Origin of the sequence: Agarivorans sp. DSG3-1 (assembly GCF_046774965.1) — a bacterium.
GTDB lineage: Bacteria > Pseudomonadota > Gammaproteobacteria > Enterobacterales > Celerinatantimonadaceae > Agarivorans.
Window position 1 is genome coordinate 3,350,410 of the sequence record NZ_CP177241.1, and the last position, 22,725, is coordinate 3,373,134.

At 43.6% G+C, this 22,725-nt stretch carries 18 protein-coding genes and 1 tRNA gene; 8 read left to right on the forward strand and 11 right to left on the reverse strand.

The annotated features are described in order from the left end of the window. Positions 1–22 precede the first annotated feature (22 nt). Together ACLD71_RS15505 and ACLD71_RS15510 are read left to right on the forward strand one after the other, a co-directional pair. A complete protein-coding gene (locus tag ACLD71_RS15505) occupies positions 23–2,860 on the forward strand; it encodes an ABC transporter substrate-binding protein (protein ID WP_411991264.1) in 2,838 nt (945 codons plus the stop codon). 64 nt (positions 2,861–2,924) lie between these two features. Next, positions 2,925–4,070, forward strand: coding sequence for a DUF1835 domain-containing protein (locus ACLD71_RS15510; RefSeq protein ID WP_411991265.1), 1,146 nt, complete (start codon positions 2,925–2,927; stop codon positions 4,068–4,070). A gap of 38 nt (positions 4,071–4,108) precedes the next feature. On the opposite strand, the gene ACLD71_RS15515 is transcribed toward ACLD71_RS15510, so the two are convergent. The 5 genes from ACLD71_RS15515 to pabB all read right to left on the reverse strand — a co-directional run bounded on the left by ACLD71_RS15515 (position 4,109) and on the right by pabB (position 11,021). Next, positions 4,109–5,356: a catalase gene (locus tag ACLD71_RS15515; protein WP_411991266.1), complete on the reverse strand. Its 1,248-nt coding sequence runs from the start codon at positions 5,354–5,356 to the stop codon at positions 4,109–4,111. A gap of 1 nt (position 5,357) precedes the next feature. Beyond that, positions 5,358–7,469: a di-heme-cytochrome C peroxidase gene (locus ACLD71_RS15520; protein WP_411991267.1), complete on the reverse strand. Its 2,112-nt coding sequence runs from the start codon at positions 7,467–7,469 to the stop codon at positions 5,358–5,360. Between the two features lie 154 nt (positions 7,470–7,623). Continuing rightward, positions 7,624–8,982, reverse strand: a complete 1,359-nt coding sequence (locus ACLD71_RS15525; RefSeq protein ID WP_411991268.1) for an L-serine ammonia-lyase — start codon at positions 8,980–8,982, stop codon at positions 7,624–7,626. Positions 8,983–9,049: 67 nt separating this feature from the next. Then, the gene (locus ACLD71_RS15530; RefSeq protein ID WP_137672926.1) at positions 9,050–9,616 is read right to left on the reverse strand and encodes a CoA pyrophosphatase; all 567 of its coding nucleotides are present in this window, start codon (positions 9,614–9,616) and stop codon (positions 9,050–9,052) included. Between the two features lie 34 nt (positions 9,617–9,650). After that, positions 9,651–11,021 carry an aminodeoxychorismate synthase component I gene (gene pabB, locus ACLD71_RS15535; RefSeq protein WP_411991269.1) on the reverse strand — a complete coding sequence of 457 codons (1,371 nt, stop codon included), beginning with the start codon at positions 11,019–11,021 and terminating at the stop codon, positions 9,651–9,653. A gap of 204 nt (positions 11,022–11,225) precedes the next feature. On the opposite strand from pabB, the gene ACLD71_RS15540 reads away from it, so the two are divergent. Then, on the forward strand, positions 11,226–12,752 hold the full coding sequence (locus ACLD71_RS15540) for a fumarate hydratase (protein ID WP_411991270.1): 1,527 nt from the start codon (positions 11,226–11,228) through the stop codon (positions 12,750–12,752). Positions 12,753–12,781: 29 nt separating this feature from the next. Here the strand turns inward: ACLD71_RS15540 and ACLD71_RS15545 are convergent, their stop codons facing one another. From ACLD71_RS15545 to ACLD71_RS15560, 4 genes are all read right to left on the reverse strand, one after another. Beyond that, the gene (locus ACLD71_RS15545) at positions 12,782–13,237 is read right to left on the reverse strand and encodes a DoxX family protein (protein WP_411991271.1); all 456 of its coding nucleotides are present in this window, start codon (positions 13,235–13,237) and stop codon (positions 12,782–12,784) included. Continuing rightward, entirely contained in the window at positions 13,221–14,000 is a 780-nt protein-coding gene (locus ACLD71_RS15550; RefSeq protein WP_411991272.1) for a DNA-binding domain-containing protein, read from the reverse strand. The genes ACLD71_RS15545 and ACLD71_RS15550 overlap by 17 nt, the downstream gene beginning before the upstream one ends. After that, positions 13,993–14,835, reverse strand: coding sequence for a DUF692 domain-containing protein (locus ACLD71_RS15555; protein WP_411991273.1), 843 nt, complete (start codon positions 14,833–14,835; stop codon positions 13,993–13,995). The genes ACLD71_RS15550 and ACLD71_RS15555 overlap by 8 nt, the downstream gene beginning before the upstream one ends. A 74-nt stretch (positions 14,836–14,909) precedes the next feature. Beyond that, on the reverse strand, positions 14,910–15,164 hold the full coding sequence (locus ACLD71_RS15560; protein WP_137672921.1) for a DUF2282 domain-containing protein: 255 nt from the start codon (positions 15,162–15,164) through the stop codon (positions 14,910–14,912). 530 nt (positions 15,165–15,694) lie between these two features. On the opposite strand from ACLD71_RS15560, the gene ACLD71_RS15565 reads away from it, so the two are divergent. The 3 genes from ACLD71_RS15565 to ACLD71_RS15575 all read left to right on the forward strand — a co-directional run bounded on the left by ACLD71_RS15565 (position 15,695) and on the right by ACLD71_RS15575 (position 19,536). Next, entirely contained in the window at positions 15,695–16,297 is a 603-nt protein-coding gene (locus ACLD71_RS15565; protein ID WP_411991274.1) for a hypothetical protein, read from the forward strand. A 247-nt stretch (positions 16,298–16,544) separates the two neighbouring features. Next, positions 16,545–17,171 carry a TetR/AcrR family transcriptional regulator gene (locus tag ACLD71_RS15570; RefSeq protein ID WP_137672919.1) on the forward strand — a complete coding sequence of 209 codons (627 nt, stop codon included), beginning with the start codon at positions 16,545–16,547 and terminating at the stop codon, positions 17,169–17,171. Positions 17,172–17,211: 40 nt separating this feature from the next. After that, the gene (locus ACLD71_RS15575; RefSeq protein WP_411991275.1) at positions 17,212–19,536 is read left to right on the forward strand and encodes an acyl-CoA dehydrogenase; all 2,325 of its coding nucleotides are present in this window, start codon (positions 17,212–17,214) and stop codon (positions 19,534–19,536) included. A gap of 250 nt (positions 19,537–19,786) precedes the next feature. On the opposite strand, the gene ACLD71_RS15580 is transcribed toward ACLD71_RS15575, so the two are convergent. Continuing rightward, entirely contained in the window at positions 19,787–20,635 is an 849-nt protein-coding gene (locus ACLD71_RS15580; protein ID WP_016401844.1) for a MurR/RpiR family transcriptional regulator, read from the reverse strand. 327 nt (positions 20,636–20,962) lie between these two features. On the opposite strand from ACLD71_RS15580, the gene ACLD71_RS15585 reads away from it, so the two are divergent. Together ACLD71_RS15585 and ACLD71_RS15590 are read left to right on the forward strand one after the other, a co-directional pair. Then, a complete protein-coding gene (locus ACLD71_RS15585; protein WP_137672917.1) occupies positions 20,963–21,928 on the forward strand; it encodes a glucokinase in 966 nt (321 codons plus the stop codon). A 171-nt stretch (positions 21,929–22,099) separates the two neighbouring features. Further along, a tRNA-Ser gene (locus ACLD71_RS15590) sits at positions 22,100–22,187 on the forward strand. A gap of 34 nt (positions 22,188–22,221) precedes the next feature. Here ACLD71_RS15590 and ACLD71_RS15595 read toward each other — a convergent pair. Continuing rightward, a complete protein-coding gene (locus ACLD71_RS15595; protein WP_411991276.1) occupies positions 22,222–22,695 on the reverse strand; it encodes an SRPBCC family protein in 474 nt (157 codons plus the stop codon). Between the last annotated feature and the right edge of the window lie 30 nt (positions 22,696–22,725).

Consider the following 22,725-nt stretch of genomic DNA (forward strand, 5'->3'; position numbering starts at 1 on the left):
GCAAAGGAAGACTATTTTGACGATGAGATGGACCTTACGCAGACGCATGTTAGTACTGGGCTGCATAGCGGTGTTAATCAGTGCTGTTGTGACCAGTTACGAAAACTTACAGCATTGGCTGAGCAACAGCAATACCAACACTCTGGTATTAGCTGTTGTTGGGCCAATGACTGGGCCTGAAGCAGACAAAGGCCTGGCTATGGTGAGAGGCGCTGAACTATTTGTTAAACAATACAATCAACAACGTGTAGACAGCCAAATAGCATTGTCTGTTCAGCAGTACGATGATGCTAATAACATCGCCAAAGCAGAGCAAATAGCCAATCAATTTGTTAATAGCTCAAATGTTATAGCGGTTCTTGGTCACCGCGATTCTGATACCTCAGTTGAAGCAGCCAAAATCTATCAACGTATCGGTATGCCAATGATTGGCGCTTCCGCCACTGCACCTGAAATTACTCAGAACAATGATTGGGCGTTTCGTGTTATACCAGATAACAAGTTACAAGGGCGTTTCGTAGCCGATTACATTGCCAGTCTGGCCAAAGATAAAGTTGTAATGATCTTTAGCAACGATAAATTTGGCGTATCCCTGGCCGATGCATTTTTAGCTCGCACCGATCTGTTTGGTATAGAAACTAAACCCTTTATGGTTGAACCAAGCAGTAACATTGAGAAACAGGCCCACAAAATAAGCCGAGAAATTAGTCAATTTGGCCATACCGGCGCGGTGTTTTTAGCGGTAGGCGATGTTCAAGGTGAAGTATTAGTTAGTCAACTAAAACATCAGCATCCTAACTGGACGTTTATTGGTAGCTCATCAATCGGTAAACAGAGTTTTCCAGAGCGGTTTAAACAGCGTAGCCAAGAGCAAGAAGTGTCTGGTTACTTCACTAATGGCATGTTAGCGGTTAGCCCCATGTTGTTTGATGTGGCCAGTGAGTCTACTCAGTTGTTTTATCGTAATTTTAATCAAGATTTTGGTTATGAACCCAGCGGTGTGTCTGCAGCGTATTTTGACGCGACTACTATCGCCTCGGCGGCCTTAAGCGCTGCCATTGTTGATGTTGGCGGAACAGAGCTATTTAGCCAAAAAAGCATATCAAGCCAACGAGCAGCGGTAAAAAATAAACTGGCAAGTTTTAACTCTCAAAGCGCGTCGGTGAGGGGGCTTACTCATTCCTTGTATTTTGACCATCAAGGAAATGTTCAGCGCCCCATGCAAGTAGGACTATTTAGTGGTGGGGCGTTTGTATCAGCGCCACTGCAGTTGCAAATTTCTCCCGAAAGTCAGCTCAGCACTCGCCGAACTGATGTGGTGTATACCGGGGTAGAGATGCAGAGCATTAATCAGTTCTCTACGCTAGACATGACTTTTCAGGCCAAATTTAAGATCTGGTTTAGAAATACTCCTGGTGTTAACGCTGAAGATATCGTATTTCTAAATTCTGTCGGTGAACTGGTGCTGTCTACACCTATAGAATCTTCGTACACTAGTTTAAGTACTTACCAACTCTATCAAGTTGAAGGAACGTTTATTGCTGATGCAAAACCCGGCAGAGCAGCTTTTGGTGAGTATCAATTGGGAGTGAGTTTTCGCCACAAAACGCTGCCTAGAAGCGAACTCATTTATGTTTCAGATATTGTTGGCTTAGGCCAAACAAGCCTTCACAAAAACGTGAAAAACCAGCATAAGGTTCAATTCGATAATAGCCAATGGCGTCAAAAAGCATCACTGTCATTTCAAGATACTCTGCGTAAGCGAAGCTTGGGAGATCCAAAGTATCTTCACTCAGACAGACAAGCAGTGGAGTTTTCTCGATTTAACTCGGTAACGCCAGTTTTTGAAAACGCCCTTAGCCTGCGCGGGCGTATTCCTGCCCAATGGCAACAAATCATCTTCTATGCCAGTGTACTAGCTTGGTTGTTATACGCTCTAGTACTTGATTTTAAGATACTTGGTCAGTTGTCGAGAGCTTACGGCTTAGGCAATAAGCTGCTTTACGCCTTATTTATCGCCTCGGCAGAACCGCTATTTTTAGATTGGTTGGCACAGGCTTATCCAAATACTAATCAATCATTTGCTAGCAACTGTTTTGATGTGCTGTGGTGGCTATTGTTCGCCTCAACTTTAGCGTTGTTGGTGGATGTATTGTTGTGGGATCCCATCGAGCGACGCAGTGGCCGCCAAGTGCCAAAAATTATGCGCCACTTTACGCGAGGCATTATCTATATAGGTGCTGTATTTGCGATTTTGTCCTTTGTATATCAACGAGAGCTCACCAGCTTGTTGGCGACCTCTGGTTTGGTGGCAATGATTCTCGGTTTGGCATTGCAGTCAAACCTGGTGAATATATTTTCAGGGATTGCTATTAGTTTAGAGAAGCCGTTTAAGTTAGGAGATTGGATTAGTCTTGGTAGCTCTGGCGGGCCAATAGTGGGCGAAGTAATTGACATGAATTGGCGAACCACCAAAGTGAAAACAGCCGACAATACTTTGTATTCTATTCCAAATAATACCTTGGCAAATGCAAATTTAAACAATGTGAGTAGTAGTGGTCAGATTGTTACTGGCGGTTTTTCTATGTCGGTGAGTAAAGAGATTGAACCTCTTAACGTCATCCCTAAGATCGAAGCCGCTTTAATCGCCATTGATGCGGTAAAGCGCGTCTATACTGATGTATCTAATATTGGCTTTGACACGGTTGATTACCAAATGAAATTGGTACATGGGGTAGACGACACCGCCCAAACGACCGACTTAGTGTGGCAAGCAATTTGGCGTTTAGACAGTGAGCTAAAGAAAGAGTTAAGTGGCAACTCACCGCTTATCGATAATCAAACAGTTGAACAAGGCTAAGCTGATTGTACTTAAACAGGCGAGCTTGCTAAGGTAACTGGCCTGTTTAATTAGGAATTTCGTCGTGCAATTACATATTACCAATGGCGACTCTGTTGGCGACATGCTTGCTGAGTCAATACTTCTCGATGGCCAAGTGCTTTGCTGGCGAGATGTGCTTCACGATGGCCCTATCATCGCTGCTGAAGGTGAAACTCACCTTCAGGCTCGAGCTGATTTCATTTATCAAACTATGTTGTTAGACAGTCCATTTCCTCAAACAGAGATGACTAAAAATCAGATCTTGGAAAGCTTTCAACAGCGCCAGCAAGTATTAGATAAACTCGATAGCTTTAGCGAGATAGTGCTTTGGTTTGAGCATGATCTCTACGATCAGTTGCAGTTGGCTGAATGCCTGTATCACCTGGCTAAGTTGCCGTCAATTATAGATAAAACGCAGTTGATCTGTATTGGGAAACACCCAGATACAAGCTATTTCCATGGTTTGGGTAATCTCAATATTGCCCAGTTGGAAGCGCTATATCCTCAGCGCAGCTCATTAACCAACGCGCAATTAAATTTAGGTAAACGGATTTGGCTAACAATCGCCGAGCAATCCCCTCATGGTATTACAAATCTATTGAATGAAGATCTAAAATGTTTGCCGTTTATGGAAGAAGCATTGCTGCGTTTTGGCCAAGAGTATCCTTCTAGCTCAACCGGGTTAACTTTGACTCAACACTATATTTTACAGTCTTTGGCCTCGCCATTCGCTGAGTTACCAATATTACTAGCTAGCTTTGAAAGCAGTGAAAGCAGTGAAAGCGAAAAACTAAAAGCTAGGCAGGTAGAAACCACCACGCCGAGTGCTGCTGAGCGATACCAACAAGTTATGGCTAACCCTGATATTGGCTTAGGACGTTTGTTTGTTAATGTTCAAACCATAGAAAAGGCTACGTTCTTAGGGGATACTTGGTTGTGCAAAGACATTTTGTATCTCGCTAACTTGCAACCTGCATACCTTACTATCGTTAACGCTAATTCGTCTCGATGGGATAATCATTCAAGTTATAAAATTACCGATGCAGGTAAACAAGCTTTAGCGGGTAAGCGAACTGTGCCTGCGGAGCAAATAGGCGAGATTTGGCGGGGAGGGGTTGCGATAAACCCGGCTAATAATTGGCGCTGGAATGACCATAAAAATTGTTTTGAGAAGATTCAAATACTCTGAATGAAAAAGCCTGATTAACATCAGGCTTTTTCATGGGTCTAGTAAGCTTGTTGTTTGCAATCGCTAGCGAGAGTTTCGCCATCGATAGATTTAGCGTTTTGGTCAAAACAGCGCGGTAATGGCCAGGTAGGTTTACTAACAATTAAGCCTTGGTTCTCGTCACACGCTTCACCATTTTCGTTTATACACCAAGAGCTAGGTTCTGGTGTAGGCACTTTATTTTGGGAATGACGATACTTAGACACCGCTTGATAAACCACGCGTCGAGCCTTGTTTAAACTGCTTAAAGGTTCCCAGCCTTCTACTGCACGCCAAGGGTTCATCGAAATGTTTTCACAAAACTGTTGCTGCTGATCCGAGTATAAATACTGCGGCGGAATATTGATGGTGGCTACAGTGATAAACGGTGAGGCCTTTTCAGACCAAATCGCAGTGGCATCATCTACAGGCATGTAATGGCCGGGTACTTTCTCTTGAAGCATAAATTCAAAACAAGCTCCGCCGTTGGCCAGTTGAGTTTCTAACTGTTTGCTTAAATAATCGGGATTCGATTTATCTACTTTGTTAGGGAAACTCATGCCAGAGCAGGGTTTAGTCGAAAATTTTATAGTGCTCTTACCGAGTTGGTAGGGCAGCATCGAGAAATATTGTGCATTCAGTGGGGTATCAATCACTGATGAAACCGTCTGAATGGCGCGATAAAACTGCTTAGGGTGTAAGCGTGGCGGAAAGAAACTAATAAACCACTTGGTTCTTTCAAACTTAGCCAAATACAACATGTCATCAGCATAATCAAAGATGTTTCGATTAAAGAACGCAGGGGTATTGGTCATGATGAAATCTTGGTTGTGACTTTCGCCTAGCTCTGGAGCAATGGCTTTGCCAGGCACGCCCATCACCTTAACCGCCATGCCTCGCGCATCGCCTTTACTATCGGCTTGCACTAACATGTCTCCGTTAGAAAATCGGATCCACGCTTGGTACTGCTTATCAGCGTCGGCAAACATACCGGCTTTAAAGCGCTCTGGTATATCTGGATTGATTGAGAAAGTGGCTCGAGCACAACCGGTTGCTTTTGCATGAGCATCTCGACGGTAGGGCAAGCCGTTATATTGCTCTGCACGTTTAGAGATTTCTCTCGCTGAGTTAATCGCCGACATTATTGCTTCTTGCTCGGGCTTGGTAATGCCCATTTCCTGGTACAAATCAGTCGCCGTTGCGCTGTTTAATCCAATAGCCAGCAAGCTCGCTGCAATTGTGCACTGAATGATAGGAGTCTTTTTCATCTTAATGCACCTTCACTGGGTTGTTTTTAGCAGCACTGAAACTGTCTAAACAGGCTTGCTGCTCTGACGCAAAAGTCGGCGCTTGTGTATAAGCTGACCAATCTAAAGGATCGCCGCCTAAGCGTTGAGTAAAGTCTGGATTACCCATCACTTTTAAGTATTCAAGAATGGCTGCTCGTTCTTCTACGCTGAGTAAGCGACCGATGCGACCGGGCATATCTACGTCGGTAAATAGGTGACCGCGATTACTGTTGCCCTTAATGTTGGTGTCATGTTTAAAACTGCCAGGGCGTTTATCTGTGATAAAACCTAAACGCTGAGGGTTATATTCTCTATCCCCCACATAAAACTGTTTAGGGCGCTCTCTAAGTGGCGAGAGTAGGTCATACAAAGTCGGCACAGAACCGTTATGTAAGAATGGCGGAGTTGCCCATACGCCATGTAATGGGCGCGGTTTGTAGGCGCGCATATTGGCAATACGGAAAGGCACGTTTAAACCGTCGTAATCAGCCACTAGTTCTTTGCTTATACCATTATCTTGATACAGTTTAGGCACAAGACGATTGAGCAAAATCTGCAAGCCATCGCCCGCATTAACAGGCTCTGAACCAGGAATGATTTTACTGCCATCGTAACGGTGATCCATGTAATTGTCGGCCGCAGTAGGATCGGTGCCGATAACACTGGTTTTCACCCAAGGCATTGCCCAAATTACTTTACGCCAGTCTTCTCGTACAGCCTGTTGACCAACGAAAGTAACATCGCCATCCATATCCCATTGCCAGTTAACGTCTATTTGATTATCTGGGTTCTGTCCCGCCTTACTGGCGACTTTCCACTGGTAAGGTTCAACTTTATGCGGGCCATGGCAGAACTGACATTGATTTAAGAAAAGCTCTTTGCCGTGAGTCGCCTTATCGAGGTCAATATTGCCGAGAATATCCTCTGGCCAGCGAGGGGGCTCTAATGAACGCAGCGTACCTTCAATACAATGCATACCAGCTAAGTCGATGACCGATTCACCAAATTCCTCTGTTGTGAGCAATTCACCTTCATCATTCACTAACTTAATTGGCGCTAACACCCCGAGACTCTCGCCTACGTTGCGCGCCATCGCTTGATTAGTAAAGCCGGTGTATTGCACCCAATCAAAGCGCCAAATATCCCAAAGGAAGGGGTAACTTACCGGGGCGTTTGCTACACGGTAGTTACTCGGCTCATCTAAGTCGTAACCAAACACAACGTTTGCAATACGTCCAACTGCATCAGTTCGGCCTCGGCCTTCTTCAGTTGGGTAATATTTAGAGGCTCCAGCACCAGTAACAAATTGCTTAATGTTGCCTAAGAAGCCCCAAATCTGTTTGCGTAGTTGTTTTCGTAGTTCTGGGTCTTGGCCAACAACTCTGTCGGCAAAGCGATTCCATTTAACCGGATTAATATAAGTGGCTACTACCGAGGCTGCTAAGGTTGTAATGAATTCGCCGCGTTTGGCATTTGAGATACTTTGAACTGCCTGTCCGCCATCAACTCGCAAGGCATTACCTTTATAATGAAGCTCGCCGGTATGGCACATCGCACAGCTAAGGTCTAAGCGCTCTTTACCCGATTTAGGGTCAATATGTCGACCTAAACCAACCGGCAAATTACCTGGGTTTAGCGTAGTGGCCTGTTGTCCTGGTGATACAATAAAGCCCCAGCCACGCATGTTGTCTGGGCTTGTCAGTAAATCTTTAGATAAAGGCAACTCTAAGTTAACGAACCAGTCGTATTCTAAACCTAATAGTTCGGTGCCTTGGGGGGTGTAGTAGTAACGTTCGCGCTGTTCGTCGCTCCAGCCCTTATTGAGGTAATGAACCTGATTTACCGTTTCTAAGGTTAAGTTAGGTTTGAGAAAGGCTTTTAATGAGAAATAGCCAGCGAGCACAATAGCAATGCTCAGAAAAGAATAACGTAACCATCGCGGGCCAAGTGCTAACCAAACTTGCCATAGGGCTTTTAGTAAACCCGATACCCAATGTATTACCGCCATGATCCCTTTAATGATGAGCTTAAAAGGAAAAGCCACAGTTTTTAACACGAGCAAAAATAGCCCAGAGAGGAGCTGTAGTAGCATAGTTTCAAATCCATTTGTAATAATGCAAGCGGCCTGCAAAGATGCAGGCCGATATGTTGTACAAATGTTATAGTCTTTTAGTGTCAATTGCACTTAACTATTACTAAAACAAAGAGATAGCTCGAGTAACTAGATATTTACAGCAAAAATTCCATTAACATTCGATAATGTTTACTGCTAAGCCGCCGCGCGCGGTTTCTTTATATTTACTCTTCATATCACATCCTGTTTCCCACATAGTTTTGATGGCTTTATCAAGCGAGACCTTGTGTTCGCCACTACCGCGTAGAGCAAGACGAGCAGCATTGATAGCTTTTAGCGCCCCCATGGCATTACGTTCAATACAGGGAACCTGTACTAATCCGCCGATTGGATCGCAGGTTAGACCCAAGTTATGTTCTATGCCAATTTCAGCTGCGTTTTCTATTTGTTCAGGGTTACCGCCAAACATGGCAACTAAGCCTGCGGCAGCCATTGAACAAGCAACTCCCACTTCACCTTGACAGCCTACTTCGGCTCCAGAGATCGATGCATTGGTTTTATAAAGAGAGCCAATGGCGGTCGCAGTTAAGAAAAACTGATTAATCGCGTCTTGGTCGAGTTCTTGTACAAAGTTGTGATAGTAGTGCAACACTGCGGGAATGATCCCTGCTGCGCCATTAGTGGGGGCGGTAACTACTCGGCCGCCACCGGCGTTCTCTTCACTCACCGCTAGGGCATACAAGTTTACCCAGTCCATTACGTTTAAAGGGTCTGAACTTAGGTTCTGTTGAGAGGCCAGTTGGCGTTTTAAGCTTGGAGCCCGACGGGCTAGTTTTAAACCGCCAGGTAAAATACCTTCTTCATTTATGCCTCGTGCTACACACGCTTGCATAGTGTTCCAAATTTGCAGGGTATATTGGCTAATGGTACGAGTAGAGCAGTGAACTTGCTCGTTGGCTGACACTACTGCTGCAATGCTTTTGCCGCTTTCTTTGCAGCGAACTAGCAGTGACTCGGCGCTATCAAAGGGGTAGGGATAATTGTGCTGCTCAGTGCTAGTCGATTCGCCTTCTTCAATAATGTAGCCGCCACCAATAGAATAGTAAGTTGCAGTTACGGCTTTTCCGTTATCTAAATGCGCATGAAAACTTAGGGCGTTACTGTGTGCCGGCAAGTGTTTACGGCGGTGAAAAACAATGGCGCCGCTGTTACCAAAATTAACCAGTTTCTTACCCAGCAAATTAAGCTCTTCAGATTGTTCAATTTGCTGAAGCAAGGCATCTACTTTATCAACGTCTATGGCTTCTGGGGATTCACCCATTAAGCCCAAAATTACTGCTTTGCCTGTACCGTGACCTTTGCCAGTTGCGCCTAAGGAGCCAAATAGTTCTACTTTAAGATAATCTACGCGGGCTAGCTCTTGTTGAGTTTCTAAACGCTCAGCAAACAGTTTTGCGGCTTTCATTGGGCCAACGGTGTGTGAACTAGAAGGACCAATCCCAATGGAAAAAAGGTCAAATAAACTTACCATTTCTAATCCTACTGCTAAGGCATGAATGTGATTAAGATGTTAATTCTGAGATTATAAGTATATTCAGTTATCTGCAACATTGAATGGCAAAATCACGCAATATTTTAGCGGTAGCTCCCCAAATTACGTGTTTATCTACTTTTATAAAATAAACCTGCTCTTTATGGCCATTTCGCGTAAAGCGGTAGCTGTGGTAGTTAGTTAACTGCAGAAATGGGCGTAGCGGTAGTACCATTACTTGGGCTACTTCATCTTGGTTCAGCTTAAACAATAACTGTTCGGATGTGGTGGCTATAAACGGGCGTACTGCAAAATTGCTCACGGTGGTTTGCCGTGGTAACTGACCATGCAAGGTGAATACGTGTGCGGGAATACCAATTTCTTCTTCGGTTTCCCTTAATGCTGTATGAGCGAGGTTTATGTCTTCTGGATCTTGTTTGCCGCCAGGCAAACTGATTTGAGAAGGGTGATGGCGTAAATGTGCGCTGCGCTCGGTAAGCACAATCCTATCTTCTTTTCCTTGTTGGGAGATAATTGGTAACAACACGGCGGCAGCATGTTTTGCGCTTCGTTGGCTATCGGTATTGGCAAGTTGAAGTAGGAACCGCTGTAAATAATGTTGCATAACAGGCATTGGTGATAACTTCTCCTATTGGCTTAGATCAGTGTTACTCCAATACTGGTAAGATACGACTGAGTTTGTCAAAAATCTCTTGGTATTCACTGTCTACATTTGAGTCTACCACCACTCCGCCACCGGCCCAGCAGTATATATTTTGATTTTCGCAAACGAGGGTGCGAATAGTGATGTTGGTATCCATATCGCCGTTGGCTGATATATAACCAATCGCCCCACAGTAGGCATTTCGTCGATTGGCTTCCAGCTCTTCAATGATTTGCATCGCTCGTATTTTTGGCGCGCCAGTGATAGAGCCACCCGGGAAGCAAGCTGCTAACAGCTGCTCTGCCGAATATTGCTCCGCTAACTCTGCACGAATAGTACTAACCAAGTGATGAACCGCAGGAAAAGACTCTATGTCGAATAGTTTGGGAACAGATACGCTACCGGGTTTTGCTACGCGACCTATATCGTTGCGCAACAAATCCACAATCATTAGGTTTTCTGCTTGGTCTTTTTCTGCGGCCTTTAACTCATCGGCAAGTTGCTTATCTAGAATGAGATCGCTGCTTCGAGGCCGTGTTCCTTTAATTGGCTTGGTTTCTATTTGACCTTGCTTAAGGCTAATAAATCGCTCCGGTGAAACACTTAATACACAACTTTGTGGAAGTCGCATAAAAGCTGAGAAAGGGGCTTGATTAGCCGCAATGAGACGTTGATAAGCATCTAATTCGCTGCCTTGATAACTGGCTTCAAAACGTTGAGTTAAATTGATTTGATAACAATCGCCACTGAGCAAATAACGCTGCACTTGCGCAAACTTAGCTTGGTACTCAGCTTGGCTTGTATTACTGCGCCATGAACTGCTTAAGTTAAAAGCTGGTGTTTCTTGGCAGGTTTGAATACTTAACCACAAAGCCCGTTCTTTTAAGCGCGTTTCTGCTTGTATTTGATCGCCAAGATCATGCCATTGAATGAGTGTAGTCCGTTGTTTTTCATGGTCAAAGATAAGAGCCCAGTCATAAAAACCAACGGCCATATCTGGGGTATTAAGATCTTGAGCGATTTGCTCAGGAAGTGTTTCCAAACTACGGCCTAAATCGTAAGACCACAAGCCCATCGCCCCACCAACAAAAGGAAAGTCAGTGTCGTTTGTTTGCGCATTGGGAAACAGTTGTTCTCGCAGCTCTTCTAATAATTCAAAGGGGGCTTTTGTACTTTGATAGTGTTGCTCGCCGAGGCTTACCTGTGAAACGCCTGCTTGATAAGCAATAGTGGCGATAGGATCGGCCACTAGAATATCGAAATGGTTATTCTCATGAGAATCGGCAGCCGATTGTAAAAAGCAGCACCAGTGTTGTTGGGCGAGTTGCTCAAACACGATTTTTGGCTGAATAGGGTAAGTTTTACTAACAATCATATAGGCAGTTTAAGGTGACCGTTCACTAAAGGGTTTGTTGATGTAGAGAAAATGTAAAAACTTAGCTTAAGGTTATAGCAGGCTTAATGGCGCAAGGGTATCATAGGCGATGAAGGATAACGACTATAACCCTAACAGCCTTATAAGCAGCCTAAATAAAAGCTGTTGAAAATAAAGGCAATAATAAGGAAACGTGGAGACTTTATGACCATCATCCGTAAACAGGACTTCATTGACAGTGTTGCTGAATCACTGCAATTCATTTCGTACTACCATCCCATCGATTTTGTTACAGCCATGGCTGAAGCTTATGAAAAAGAGCAAAGCGTTGCTGCTAAAGACGCCATTGCTCAAATTCTTATTAACTCTCGTATGTGTGCTCAGGGCTTACGACCGATCTGCCAAGATACCGGTATTATTACTGCGTTTGTAAAGGTAGGCATGAATGTACAGTGGGAAAGCGATTTAACGGTTCAAGAAATGGTGGATGAAGGCGTTCGTCGCGCGTATACCAACCCAGACAATCCTTTACGTGCATCGATTGTTGCCGACCCTAATGGCGCGCGTAAAAACACCAAAGACAATACCCCTGCAGTGGTTCACATTGATTTGGTCGCTGGTGATAAAGTAGAGATTATGGTGGCTGCGAAGGGCGGTGGTAGCGAAAACAAATCGAAGATGGTGATGTTAAATCCTTCAGATTCGGTGGCTGAATGGGTGCTTAAAACACTACCTACTATGGGCGCAGGCTGGTGTCCGCCTGGCATGGTTGGTATCGGTATTGGCGGTACGGCTGAGAAAGCCGCTGTGATGGCGAAAGAATCGCTAATGGATCCGGTAGACATTCAAGATTTAATCGCAAAAGGCGCAGAGAATGCAGACGAAGAGCTGCGTTTAGAATTAATGGATGGGATTAATAAGCTGGGCATTGGTGCTCAAGGTTTAGGTGGCCTAACCACAGTATTAGACGTTAAAGTTAAATCTTGCCCAACACATGCTGCATCTAAGCCTGTGGTGATGATCCCTAACTGTGCGGCAACTCGCCATGCGCATTTCCACTTAGATGGCAGCGGCCCAGCAGTACTTACACCACCCAAGTTAGAAGACTGGCCAGAAATTACTTGGGATGTTGGCGACAACGTACGTCGGGTAGACGTAAACAAAGTTACTAAAGAAGATATCGCTAGTTGGAAGATGGGTGAAACGGTATTGCTAAACGGCAAAATCTTAACTGGCCGCGATGCCGCCCATAAACGCATTAAAGAATATTTGGAGCAGGGTAAACCATTCCCTAACGGCGTTGATTTCAACGGTCGCTTTATTTACTACGTTGGTCCAGTCGACGCGGTGGGTGACGAAGCGGTAGGTCCAGCGGGCCCTACAACTTCCACTCGTATGGATAAGTTTACCGACATGATGCTAGAAGAAGCGGGCTTGTTAGGCATGATTGGTAAAGCCGAACGTGGCCCTGCTACTGTAGACGCGATTGCTAAACATCAATCGGTGTATTTAATGGCGGTAGGTGGCGCAGCTTACTTAGTGTCTAAGGCCATTAAAAAAGCGAAAGTAGTCGCCTTTGAAGACCTAGGTATGGAAGCTATTTACGAGTTTGAAGTTGAAGATATGCCAGTGACTGTGGCAGTTGATTCAGATGGAAACTCTGCTCACCAACAAGGTCCGGCCATTTGGAAAGCTAAGATAGAAGAGTTAGATGCAAAACTAAGCCAATAAACCCGCTTAGTTTTGCAAGGTAAAGCAGCTTAGGCTGCTTTTTTTTGTGCCATTTTTTTGTTTAATATGTAATCGACAGAGAAAGGTCCCGCTCCCCAGATTATGTTGATAAGAATCATTAAACCCCAAAGTTGGTGGTCGTAAAAACCGCCTGGCCACAATACTGGGTAAGACACCACCGCAATGATGTTAAAGAAGAATAATTTTAGGGCGAAAATACGAGTAAATAAGCCCAGCACCAAAAATATGGGCAGTATTAGCTCTGCCGCAGTGCCCAAATAAGCCGCTAGCTCCCAAGGTAAAATAGGCACTTGGTATTCTTCTTCAAACAAATAGAGGGTGGAATCCCAGCTGCTAAATTTTAAGTAGCCTGAGCGAAAGAATACGATAGCAACCCATATTCGAGTAAAAGTGAGTAATAAGGGAATAAGTACCGCTTGCATTAATGCTACGGCTTTTAAATAAAGGTTATAAATTGGCATCATGGGACTCTCCTATCGGCGATGCAAAACTAAAATGGGATATACGCTGATGTTGAATTGCGTCGCCAAGCAAAAGTTCTAACTCTGCTAGGCAATCAGCCGGTAGCTGTCCAAGAGGCAGGCCTTGTTGGCTATGTTTGAGAAACGCAAAAGCAGTTGCTGAAACCTGTTCTATTTGCACTTCAAAATTGGCTTGTTTCGTGAGTAAAATATGATCGTGTTGTTCTAGCTCTACCTGTTCAACTTGGTCATGTTGCACCATTTGGTAGATGGTAAAGAGAGGGAATTCGCTAGCGAGTAAAGATTGATGAGGCGCTAGGTGTAATACTGCGTTGCCCAATTGCTCAGCCGGAATGCTCTGCAAATCGGCTATTGAGAATGTTGATGTGGGTATTGCTTGCCCAGCAGTTTGTTCGATATGCCAATCTAACAAGGCAATATCAGGTAAGTAGGGCAATGTGTTTAGTGCTTCTTGAGCTTGTAAAAACGTGTTAAAACCTTCACCAAACAAGTTTAGATCACCTTGGTTATGGCCGTATTGCAATACAAAGGCTTTAGCACAGTGTTTAAAGTAATCCTCACCTACCAGTTTTTCAACGGTTGGGTAGGTGGCGCATAAAGCCTCACTCAAACTCAACACATAGTTGTTTTGATAAATTTGAATAGATTCTTCGGCACTTAAGGCATTGGACGCCAGATCGTTACCTAACAGATTGTTTTCGCGGTTTAACGACTCGGCGAAGCGTGATTGTAATTGTTTAAGCACAACTCACCTCGTTAAGGCTTTGGTCGATACCTTTAGCGGTATTTACTTCATTTATTAATACGCTAAGCTCGGGAAAATCGCTGTCCCATTCAATAAGGGTAGGGATTGTGTTAGCAAAGTGCTGTTGAAAATAACGATAAAGTTGCCATACCTCTTGATGTACTTTTTGGTTATGACTATCAATGAGTACGGTTCTATCGCCAATAACTTTTGGTGTAAATCCGGCTAAATGAATTTCTTTTACCGCGTTAATATTTAACTGCTCAAAGTAAGCCTTAGTGTCCCACGCTAGGTTGTGCCCGCTAACATAAACGTTGTTAATGTCTAACAACAAACCGCAACCAGTAGCTTGTACTAATTGGTTCAAAAACTCAGGTTCATGAATATGACTTTCGTGGTAAGCCAAATATGCTGACGGATTCTCAATCAATAGCTGCCTACCCAAAAAGTCTTGAGCTTGATTAACTCGACTAATAAACAACGCTAAGCATTCTTCTGTGTAGGGGAGTGGTAACAGGTCGTTATAATAACGCCCATTAACACTGCTCCAGCTTAAATGTTCAGAAACGATAAAAGGATTAACATCATCGATTAATGCTTTTAGCTTTTCTAAATGGTGTTGGTTCAATGGATCGGTAGAGCCTAACGATAGACCCACGCCATGCACACTAATCGGGCTATGCTCAGCAATACGTTTGAGCAGATGATAATCGTAAGAGTGCGGGTTGAAGTAGTTTTCAGCATGGACTTCTAACCAATCAATATCTTGATTTTTGCTTAAAAGCTGCTCTGCATACGCCGAGCGTAAACCTAGGCCATATTGTTTTTTCATCATAGGGTATCGTTTAAAACAGAAAGAGGAGGGAGGTGCTGCCAAACTAACCTAAGTTAGTTTGGCAGGGGAACAAATTAGCTAGACTCTTTGCTGCTTCCAGCTAATTTGTCACATAAACCTTTTGGTAACACTACAAATGCATCTGATTGGTTGTCAGACGTTGCAGTACCGGCACATGAACTGGTTTTAGTGGCACAGTCGTTTTTACCTGCTTTGGCTACTCCGTAGCATTTCTCTTTACCGGCCGCAACGGCAGGTGTAGCGGTAAGAGTACCCAATGCGATTAAACCAGTTACTGCTGTTGCGATTGCGATATTTGAAGTTTTCATAAGATTTCCTTTATCAGTAGTTGTTGCGCTTGTTACAACTTGTTTACTTAGTTGTAGCTAATGAAACCGTATTACTAAAGGAAAAATTTCACGCCATTTATAAAAAACTGACAATTAATATTTATTTAGTTGCTGTATTTATTCGTAAAAAATTGCTTAAGCCCAGTAATGGTGTGGGCTTTCACTATATTAATAAGAAGCCAATTTTTTTTATGATTTGTCTCCCTGCTTTTTGTTGAGTGTGCAGTTGTTACCGAAAATTATTCAATTTTTAAGCCGTGCAACGTTACATATTTGTAATTAGTGAGGAGACCATAAGAGCTCTCACCCGGTGTGAAAGAGGTGGTTCTAAATAAAGATGAATCTTTATAGGTATAACCGGTCTTAACTTGGTGAAAAAAGGCTGAACTACTCATTGATGCTAAGCCGCTGAAAGGAAATGATTAACCACCCGAAAATGTAACAATAATCGTGCTTTTTAGTTTCATTTAGTTAATCATGTCAACATACAAGCTTTATAGGTTTAATTCATGAAAAAAGTTCTTTTATTTAGTGCGGTAGCAGTGTTGATCAATGGTTGTGTTCCTGTTCCTGATGATAGCCAAGCGCAGCGCAGTGGGCAGCAATATCGAGACACCATTATTGTTAACTCTGAGCCTGGATTTTCCCTAAGCAAAAACCAAACTGTTTGCAGCCACCCTTTACTAGAAGAAGCCTTGCGTAACCCTCAGCGATCTGATGTTCAAGCCTATGACAAAATCCATGTGGCGCTAGAACAAAAATTTACCAGCCTAGGCATAAACTACCAAACCACTGCCAACCAAGACTGTGATTATTGGATGGCTTTTGCGTTGCCGACTAGCCAAAAACTAAGTGATGAACAGTTAATGACCTTGTTTGGAGTATCGCCGGGTTTAGCAGATGACGGTAATGACCAGTTTCAGCGTGCGACGTTAATGATGAGTTTGTATACCGCTCAATCTAATTACCAAATGTGGCAAGTGAGTCTGCAGGCGTTTGCTGAAGTTGAAGAGGATGAGATGGGGCGTCGACAAATTGCGCTTAAGCCTGAAGGCGTGGACTACGCAATCAATCGCGTATTTACCTATTTAGAGATAAAAGACAGCGAGTAAACCGCAGACAAAAAAAAGCCCAGCTACAGGGGGCGCTGGGCGTTCAATTTAAGTATTTAATTGCAGTGGCATAGATTAAGACCCGGCGTTTCAAATATAGTTTCAAATTATTTGATTTTTTTCTTAAAAAAATACAAGTCCAGTTCTCGTTTTTAGTTTCACTCTTAAATTATCCACTGTGAATGATTGACATCTGCAGACCTTAAACGTAGATTTTAAACAGGTGTTTTATTTTTAAGGTGTCATAGTGAGACAAGGAACTAAAAGTAAGATTCTCGATGCGGCTGAACGCTTGTTCGCTGAGCGGGGTTTTGCCGATACCTCATTGAGGTTAATTACTTCCCATGCTGAAGTGAATCTAGCTTCGGTAAATTATCATTTCGGTTCGAAAAAAGAACTTATTCAAGCAGTGTTGATGCGTTATCTCGAGCAGTTTATGCCTTTAGTAGATAAAGCAATGCAAGAACATATAGAAAGCGCTACGCCCCCCAATCTCGATCAAGTTTTTTCTTCATTCATCGATCCATTACTAGAAATGAACCAAGTGAAGAAACACGGTACCGCCATGTTCCTACTATTATTAGGACGAGGTTATACCGATAGCCAAGGGCACTTGCGTAAGTTTATTACTCATCATTTCGGTGAAGTATTAAGCCGCTTTCAAGATGCAGTTAGGCTGGCTTACCCAGAGCTTTCTGATAGCGACATATTTTGGCGTTTGCACTTTACCCTAGGCACGGTGGTATTCACCATGGCGTCGAGTACAGCATTAAAAGAGATTGCTAGCGCAGATTTTAACGAAGAATTGAACACAGAAGGTTTGATTCGAAAAGTAATCCCCTATCTGGCTGCCGGTGTCGGTGCGCCAACCTAAACAATAAAAACTATAAAAGTACGTGAAATAAGGAAGAGCCATGACTATTTTGTTGATGTTAGTAACTGCCCTGGTAGTGCTTTTGTGCATACCAGATACGCGCAAAAAACTGGTGACTAGACCGGCATTTAAAGTATTTAAGAAAATCTTACCGCCACTTTCTCAAACCGAGAAAGAAGCGATGGAGGCCGGCTCGGTATGGTGGGACGGCGAATTGTTTGGCGGTAAGCCTGACTGGAACAAACTACACAGTTACCCAAAGGCAACGCTTAGCAAAGATGAACAGGCCTTTATGGATGTTCAGGTTGCTACTTTACTAGACATGCTGGATGATTTTGATATCGTGCAAAATCAACGCGACTTACCTAAGCAAGTATGGGATTACCTTAAAACTGAAGGGTTCTTCGCGTTAATTATTCCTAAAAGCTACGGCGGTAGAGAATTCTCTGCTATTGCAAACTCAACCATCGTAAGCACCATTGCTACACGTAGCCTTTCAGCTGCAGTAACCGTTATGGTGCCTAACTCTTTAGGCCCCGGTGAGTTATTGCTTCACTATGGCACTCAAGAACAAAAAGATCACTGGCTACCAGGTTTAGCCGATGGTACGCATGTACCGTGTTTTGCTCTTACAGGTCCGGAAGCGGGATCTGACGCTGGTGCCATTCCAGATAAAGGCATTATTTGTAAAGGTGAACATAACGGCGAAGAAGTTGTAGGTATTCGCTTAAACTGGAACAAGCGCTACATTACTCTAGCGCCCGTTGCTAGTGTGCTTGGTTTAGCCTTTAAGCTATATGATCCAGAAGGATTAATTGGCGATAAAGAAGAACTTGGCATTACTTGTGCGCTAATTCCAACGGATCACCCTGGTGTTCGCACGGGTGATCGTCACTTCCCGTTAGGCCTAGCATTTATGAATGGTCCTACTTTTGGGGAAGAAGTATTTATTCCCCTAGATTGGATTATTGGTGGTGCAGATTACGCAGGTAAAGGCTGGCGTATGCTGGTTGAGTGTTTGTCTGCTGGTCGCGGGATTTCACTTCCTGCACTTGGCACCGCGGTTGGGCACATGAGCTCACGTACCACCAGTGCTTATGCTTATGTGCGTAAACAATTTGGTTTATCCATTGGTCGCTTTGAAGGGGTAGAAGAAGCTCTCGCTCGTATCGGCGGAATGACCTACCAACTTGAGGCCGCTCGCCGCTTAACTGCTGGCGCACTTGATTTAGACCAAAGCCCAGCAATTGTTACGGCAATTGCTAAATACCACATGACCGAAATGGCGCGTACTGTCTTAGACGACGCTATGGACATTCATTCTGGCCGTGCCATTCAACTTGGCGCAATGAACTATCTTGGCCATGCATACAACGGCGTGCCGGTGGCGATTACCGTTGAAGGGGCGAATATTCTTACACGCAACTTGATGATCTTTGGACAAGGTGCCACTCGCTGTCACCCCTATGTGCTTAAAGAGCTACAGGCAGCCGCTAACCCAGATGAAGAAGCAGGTTTAGCTGAATTTGATAGTTTGTTATTGAAGCATATCGCTTTTGGCGCGGGTAACTTCGCGGGTAGCCTATTCCAAGGCTTAACCGGTGCTGCATTTAACTCAAGCCCTGTTTCTGGTGATACCGCTGTTTATTACCGCCAGTTAACTCGCATGAGCCGGGGATTAGCTTTGTGTGCTGACATGTCTATGCTGATTTTAGGTGGAGATCTTAAACGTAAAGAGCGCATTTCTGCGCGCTTAGGCGATGTGTTAAGTAATTTGTATTTAGCATCAGCTACGTTGAAGCACTATGAAGATCAAGGGCGACCAGCAGAAGACCTGCCATTTGTAAAATGGGCGGTAGAGCGTAACTTGCACGAAATTGGTATTGCCTTTGAAGGCTTCTTCCAAAACTTCTCAAACCGCGTAGTCGCTCGAGTGCTTAAAACAGTCGTGTTCCCATTTGGTAACCGTTTTAAACTTGCTGATGACCAAGTGGGTCACCAAATATGCGAAACGATGATGACGCCTGGAGCGGCTCGTGAGCGTCTAAGTCATTTGTGTGTTACCAATGGTGGAGAAGGGGACGCGGTAGCGATTATCGAACAAGCCTTTTTGGCCATGTACAAAGTTCGCCCACTAGAGCGTAAGATTGCTAAGGCGCAAAAAGCTGGTCAATTACCGCGTAAAGTGGCCTTAGATGAAATCGTAGAAAAAGCATTAGCACAAGATGTGCTGACTCAAGAAGAAGCTACAAACCTACTCGAAGCAGATAAGCTACGTTATGCTGCTATTCAAGTGGATCACTTTGAACCTGGCGTATTAGAAGCTAAAAACGCACCGATTGAGTCGTCGGCTAATGTTGCCTAAGGCTAACCCTTAGATTCCGAAAAAGGATGCTCAATGAGCATCCTTTTTTTATTGGGTACATTGCTGGCTAGGTCAATCAATTGAAGCTGTGTGGTCTATTTCATTGAGACAGCATTAAGCAGCACTACAAAAATTTATCTTTGCAGTTAACAGAGCGTTTAAAAAAGATGAGCGTAGTAGAGCATATAAGAGGTGTTATTTGAGCTACAAAAAAGCCAGCGCAAGCTGGCTTCTAGAGTAGCATTTAAGCTTATAACGACTTATCCGTTCGAGAATCTTTTAAGCTTTGTTTCACTTTACGTAGGTTTTCGCGAAACTTTTCACCGCGGCGTAAAGTAAAGCCTGTTGCAAGTACATCAATTAAGGCCATTTGTGCAATACGAGATGCCATAGGCATATATACGTCTGTATCTTCTGGCACATCCATCGACAGCACTAAGTTACATTCTTTGGCTAATGGGGAGTCTTTACTGGTAATGCCAATAACGGTTGAATCATTTTGCTGGGCAAGTACAGCAATATCAATCATCGCTTTAGTACGACCAGTGTGAGAAATCAAAATGATTACATCTTCTTCAGTAGCCACAATGCAACTCATCCGCATCATTACTACATCATCAAAGTAACTAACGGGTACGTTAAAGCGGAAGAACTTATTTAACGCGTCTTGTGCAACCGAAGCGGAAGCACCTAAGCCAAAGAATGAAATCTTCTTAGCTTGAGTAAGCAAATCTACAGCTCGATTAACCGCATTTGGGTCTAAACTGTTTTTTGCTGCTTCAAGGCTAGCCATTGACGATTCAAAGATTTTAGAGGTGTAAGCCTCTGGACCATCTTCTTCATCAACATGACGGTTCACGTAGGGAGTACCGTTTGCCAAGCTTTGAGCTAGGTGCAGTTTAAAGTCTGGGAAGCCTTTAGTATCTAAACGACGACAAAAGCGATTAACGGTAGGTTCGCTTACATCTGCCAACTTGGCCAGTGCTGCAATACTTGAATGGATCGCCGTTTGAGGGGAAGCGATAATAACTTCAGCAACCTTCCGTTCTGATTTACTGAAGTTCTCTAAATTTTTAGTTATTTTTTCAAGAGTATTCATAATATCCGTTATTTTTAGCGCATTTGTTATGTCGGCGTTGTCAAATGTAATAATTTTTCAACAGAATATATGTCATACAATTACATAGACAATTAGCTAAAACAAGCCGAATTATGAGCAATCATAGACCAGAGGGGGATTTTATAGTTTGAGCTATGTCTAAAATCTTTTAAAAGGCTTACACAATTGGTAATTTACTAACGAAATTCTAGTACAAAAGCGGTAAAATTCCACAACACAAATATACTAGAGCCATCTTAATGACTGTTTGTTAGGATGAGTAATGTTATTTTTCTTTTTTTTGAACTTGGTATGAAGGAAAACAAAATGGCCAGTTTTGGTTTAATTGCCGATGTAGGTGGTACAAATATTCGTTTAGCGCTAGTTGAATTAAAAACGGGCGAAATTGGACGACTACAAAAATATTTGTGTGCCGACTACCCAAGCATTGCAGATGTGATTTCTCTCTACCTAAAAGAGCAGCAAGAATCGGTTACTCAAGCCTGTGTGGCAATTGCTTGTCCAACGGATAAAGACTGGATTGCCATGACCAACCATAGTTGGGCGTTCTCCAAGAGAGAAGTTCAAGAGCAACTTGGGTTTGAAAACTTTCATGTAATCAATGATTACACCGGTATCGCCATGTCTATTCCTACATTGACTGACGAGCAAAAAATTCAAATAGGCGGCGAGACAGCTAAAAGTGGTAACCCAATTGCCGTTTATGGCCCTGGTACTGGCTTAGGTGTCGCTCACCTTATTCATCACGACAGCGAGTACGTATGTATTCCTGGCGAAGGCGGACACGTAGAATTTGCCGCAAATGATGACAAAGAAGCCCACGTATTGAGTTTCTTACAAAAACGCTATGGCCACGTATCTGCAGAGCGTTTGTTATCTGGCCCTGGCTTGGTAAACATTTACGAAGGCTTAATGGACATGCGCGGTAAAACAGCCGAAAGCTTTCAACCGTCAGATATTACCTCACGCGGTATAGACGGAAGCTGTCCAGTGTGTGTTGAAGCAATGGAAGTATTCTGTCGTGCCTTGGGCTCGTTTGGCGGTAATTTAGCGCTTAACATGTCAACCTTCGGCGGCGTTTACATTGCCGGTGGCATCATCACTCGTTTTATGGATTTCTTTAATAACAGCGAATTCCGCAAGCGTTTTGAAGATAAGGGCCGTTTTGTAGATTTTGTGGCAAAAGTGCCTGTTTACATCATTACGGAAGAACAGCCCGGCTTGCAGGGTGCAGCTGCTTACTTACGTCAAAGCAACGGCTACCGTATTTAGGCTTAAAAGCTGTTTAACGAAAAAGAAGCTTCGGCTTCTTTTTTGTTTGAGTCAGCAAAAATTGTTTAAGAACTCGGCAGTTGCCAGTATTTGGCCAAAAAGTTATTGACCCAAACATAAGTGATCCGTAATCTAGCGCCTCATTATTGCTAAGCGCAGTAATTCAAATAAGGTGACGTGTCCGAGTGGCTGAAGGAGCACGCCTGGAAAGTGTGTAAGGGGCAACCCTTCGAGAGTTCGAATCTCTCCGTCACCGCCATCTTCTCTTTTAAACTCTACCATTCAAAAATAATTTACTCGGCTTGTTGCTGCAGCTCGTCTAACCATTGCTGGTGGTATAGATGGATATGCTTAGGGGCAAAGTACTTGCTTAGCCATGTCATACCGTTTCGTTGGGTGGTTTCAGTGTAAATTTCGCAGCCATTATCGTTCTCTTGCAGCAGCCAAGCATGGTACATGTCCATGCTTCCTGACTTACCTTTCCAAGCGAGTTTTTTATGTGTTTGGTATTCTACAACGGTGCATTCAAAGGACAGTTTTTTGGTTTGCCATTTAAATATAGAGCCTTTGTGAAGCTCTATGCCGTCGCCATTCAAAATTTGTAAAGACGTTGTTGTGTGCTTCCAGTTAGGCCAACAAGGTGCTCGCACTAAACAGGCCCAAATGTTTTCAGCAGTTACAGCCGTCTGAATTTGGTTTTTTACATGAATGTGTGAGTTTCGAGGGTGATAATAATCTGGCCATGTTATTTTGCTCGGACTATCCATTTACCTTCCTTCAGAATTATTTATTGGGCA

Excerpts from the sequence above, each read along its gene's own strand:
- ACLD71_RS15505 (WP_411991264.1), top strand. The coding sequence starts at position 23 with ATGAGATGGACCTTACGCAGACGCATGTTAGTACTGGGCTGCATAGCG.
- ACLD71_RS15515 (WP_411991266.1), bottom strand. The coding sequence starts at position 5,356 with ATGAAAAAGACTCCTATCATTCAGTGCACAATTGCAGCGAGCTTGCTG.
- ACLD71_RS15520 (WP_411991267.1), bottom strand. The coding sequence starts at position 7,469 with ATGCTACTACAGCTCCTCTCTGGGCTATTTTTGCTCGTGTTAAAAACT.
- ACLD71_RS15525 (WP_411991268.1), bottom strand. The coding sequence starts at position 8,982 with ATGGTAAGTTTATTTGACCTTTTTTCCATTGGGATTGGTCCTTCTAGT.
- ACLD71_RS15530 (WP_137672926.1), bottom strand. The coding sequence starts at position 9,616 with ATGCCTGTTATGCAACATTATTTACAGCGGTTCCTACTTCAACTTGCC.
- pabB (WP_411991269.1), bottom strand. The coding sequence starts at position 11,021 with ATGATTGTTAGTAAAACTTACCCTATTCAGCCAAAAATCGTGTTTGAG.
- ACLD71_RS15540 (WP_411991270.1), top strand. The coding sequence starts at position 11,226 with ATGACCATCATCCGTAAACAGGACTTCATTGACAGTGTTGCTGAATCA.
- ACLD71_RS15545 (WP_411991271.1), bottom strand. The coding sequence starts at position 13,237 with ATGATGCCAATTTATAACCTTTATTTAAAAGCCGTAGCATTAATGCAA.
- ACLD71_RS15555 (WP_411991273.1), bottom strand. The coding sequence starts at position 14,835 with ATGATGAAAAAACAATATGGCCTAGGTTTACGCTCGGCGTATGCAGAG.
- ACLD71_RS15560 (WP_137672921.1), bottom strand. The coding sequence starts at position 15,164 with ATGAAAACTTCAAATATCGCAATCGCAACAGCAGTAACTGGTTTAATC.
- ACLD71_RS15565 (WP_411991274.1), top strand. The coding sequence starts at position 15,695 with ATGAAAAAAGTTCTTTTATTTAGTGCGGTAGCAGTGTTGATCAATGGT.
- ACLD71_RS15575 (WP_411991275.1), top strand. The coding sequence starts at position 17,212 with ATGACTATTTTGTTGATGTTAGTAACTGCCCTGGTAGTGCTTTTGTGC.
- ACLD71_RS15580 (WP_016401844.1), bottom strand. The coding sequence starts at position 20,635 with ATGAATACTCTTGAAAAAATAACTAAAAATTTAGAGAACTTCAGTAAA.
- ACLD71_RS15585 (WP_137672917.1), top strand. The coding sequence starts at position 20,963 with ATGGCCAGTTTTGGTTTAATTGCCGATGTAGGTGGTACAAATATTCGT.
- ACLD71_RS15595 (WP_411991276.1), bottom strand. The coding sequence starts at position 22,695 with ATGGATAGTCCGAGCAAAATAACATGGCCAGATTATTATCACCCTCGA.